The 2,284-nt window shown below is 65.8% G+C and carries 2 protein-coding genes; both read left to right on the top strand.

Annotated features, from left to right (window positions below; genetic code table 11):
• The first annotated feature begins 108 nt into the window (after positions 1 to 108).
• On the top strand, positions 109 to 1,596 hold the full coding sequence (gene istA / locus ABIB28_RS18465; RefSeq protein WP_354289571.1) for an IS21 family transposase: 1,488 nt from the start codon (positions 109 to 111) through the stop codon (positions 1,594 to 1,596).
• A 17-nt stretch (positions 1,597 to 1,613) separates the two neighbouring features.
• Positions 1,614 to 2,284, top strand: a 671-nt coding sequence (gene istB, locus ABIB28_RS18460; RefSeq protein ID WP_354289573.1) for an IS21-like element helper ATPase IstB, incomplete at its 3' end; no start/stop codon positions are given.

Raw genomic sequence — 2,284 nt, 5'->3', positions numbered from 1 at the left:
TGGATGCGGCGGTGACAAAGCAGGCCATTGGAACGCCGGCGTGGTGCTGAGCGTGGCGGAGTAAAATCCGGCCGTTGGTAAGGTTGCTTCTTTTGGGAGCGGCCGGGGATGTTTGCCGTGGAGAGCTATGCCGCCGTTCGGCGTTTCGTGTTCATTGAGGGTAACAGCCGTCGCGAAGCGGCGCGGGTGTTCGGGCTGAACCGAGAGACTGTGGCCAAGATGTGCCGGTTTTCGCTGCCGCCGGGATATACGCGCAAGGAGCCGGCGGCGAAGCCGAAGCTGGGGCCACTGCTGCCGGTGATCGATGCGATCCTGGAAGCGGACCAGACGGCGCCGGTGAAGCAGCGGCATACGGCTAAGCGGATTTTCGAACGGCTGCGCGACGAGCATGCCTTTGCCGGCGGATATACCGTGGTGAAGGACCATGTCCGGCTTTGCCGGGCGCGCAGCCGCGAGACGTTCGTGCCGCTGGCACACCCGCCGGGTCATGCGCAGGTGGATTTTGGCGAGGCGGTCGGCGTGATCGGCGGGGTGCGCCAGAAGATCCACTTCCTGTGCATGGACCTGCCGCAGTCGGACGCCTGCTTTGTGAAGGCCTATCCGCGCGAGACGACGGAGGCGTTCCTCGACGGGCATGTGTCGGCGTTCGCGTTCTTCGGCGGTGTGCCGCTTTCGATCCTGTACGACAACACCACGATCGCGGTGGCGAAGATCCTGGGCGACGGGAAGCGCGAACGCACGCGTGCCTTTACCGAGCTGTGCAGCCACTATCTGTTCCGCGATCGCTTCGCGCGACCGGCCAAGGGCAACGACAAGGGCAAGGTCGAGGGGCTGGTCAAGTTCTCGCGCGCCAACTTCATGGTGCCGGTCCCGCACGCTGCCAGCTTTGACGATCTGAACGCCATGCTGGAAGAGCGCTGCCGTGCTCGGCAGCGCGATCATGCCGGCCGCCATGCCGAGACGATCGGCGAGCGGCTGGTGGCCGATCGCGCAGCGCTGCAGCCGCTGCCGGCGGTGCCGTTGGAGCCCTGCGAGAAGCGCAGCGGGCGGGTCTCGTCGATGGCGCTCGTGCGCTATCGGACCAACGACTACTCGGTGCCGACCGCTTACGGCTTCCAGGACGTGGTGGTGAAGGGCTTCGTCGACGAGGTCGTGATCCTGTGCGGCGGCACGGAGATCGCTCGCCACCAGCGGTGCTATGGCGAAGGCGTGTTCGTCGCCGATCCGCTCCACTATCTGGCGCTGCTCGAGACCAAGCCCGGCGCGCTCGATCAAGCCGCGGCGTTGCAGGGCTGGGCGTTGCCGGATGTGTTCCAGCACCTGCGGCATCTGCTTGAGGCGCGGATGGGGAACCGGGGCAAGCGTGAGTTTATCCAGGTGCTGCGTCTGCTGGAGGCGCTACCGCTCGAGATCGTCACGGGTGCCGTAACGCAGGCGATCCAGATCGGCGCGGTCGGGTTCGATGCGATCAAGCTGATCGCGCTGGCGCGCATCGAGCAGCGACCCGCCCGGCTCGATCTGGCGGCCTATCCGCACCTGCCGCGAACGGCGGTGAAGGTGACCTCGGCCGCCGATTATGCGGTGCTGGCGGCATGAGCGGTGCGCCCGATACGATGCCGGTCGGCACTATGAGCGGCACACCGCAGGTGCTGCTGGCCCATCATCTCAAGCAGCTAAAGCTGCCCACCGTGCTGCGCGAGTATGATAAGGTGGCCCGCGAGTGCGCGCGCGATGGCACCGATCACCCGCGCTATCTGTTGCGGCTCATCGAGCTCGAGCTGATCGATCGCGAACGACGCACGATCGAGCGGCGTATCCGGGCGGCACGGTTCCCGGCGGTGAAGAGCTTCGACACGTTCGAGTTTACCGCGATCCCGAGCCTCAACAAGATGCTCGTCCTGGAGCTTGCCCGCTGTGAGTATGTCCTGCGGCGCGAAAACATCATCGCGCTGGGCAACAGCGGCACGGGCAAGACGCATGTCGCGCTCGCCCTCGGTCTGGCTGCCTGCCAGAAGGGCTTTACGGTGACGTTCACAACCGCGGCGGCGCTGGTCAGCCAGCTGCTGGAAGCGCGCGACGAACGCCGCCTGTTGAAGATGCAACGCGACCTTGCAGCGGTGAAGCTGCTGATCATCGACGAGCTTGGCTATGTGCCGCTGTCGCCCACGGGCGCCGAGCTGCTGTTCGAAGTGTTCTCCCAAAGGTACGAGCGTGGCTCCACGATCGTCACCTCCAACCTGCCGTTCGAGGACTGGACCCAGGTGCTGGGCAGCGAGCGGCTCAC

This window comes from Sphingomonas sp. UYEF23 (assembly GCF_040546165.1).
Taxonomy (GTDB): Bacteria; Pseudomonadota; Alphaproteobacteria; order Sphingomonadales; family Sphingomonadaceae; genus Sphingomonas; species Sphingomonas glacialis.
The sequence above is the reverse complement of the archived record's forward strand: the minus strand, read 5'-3'. Positions and strand labels throughout refer to the sequence as shown.

Bases quoted from the DNA above. Each gene is read 5' to 3' on its own strand.
- istA (WP_354289571.1), top strand. From the start codon at position 109: ATGTTTGCCGTGGAGAGCTATGCCGCCGTTCGGCGTTTCGTGTTCATT.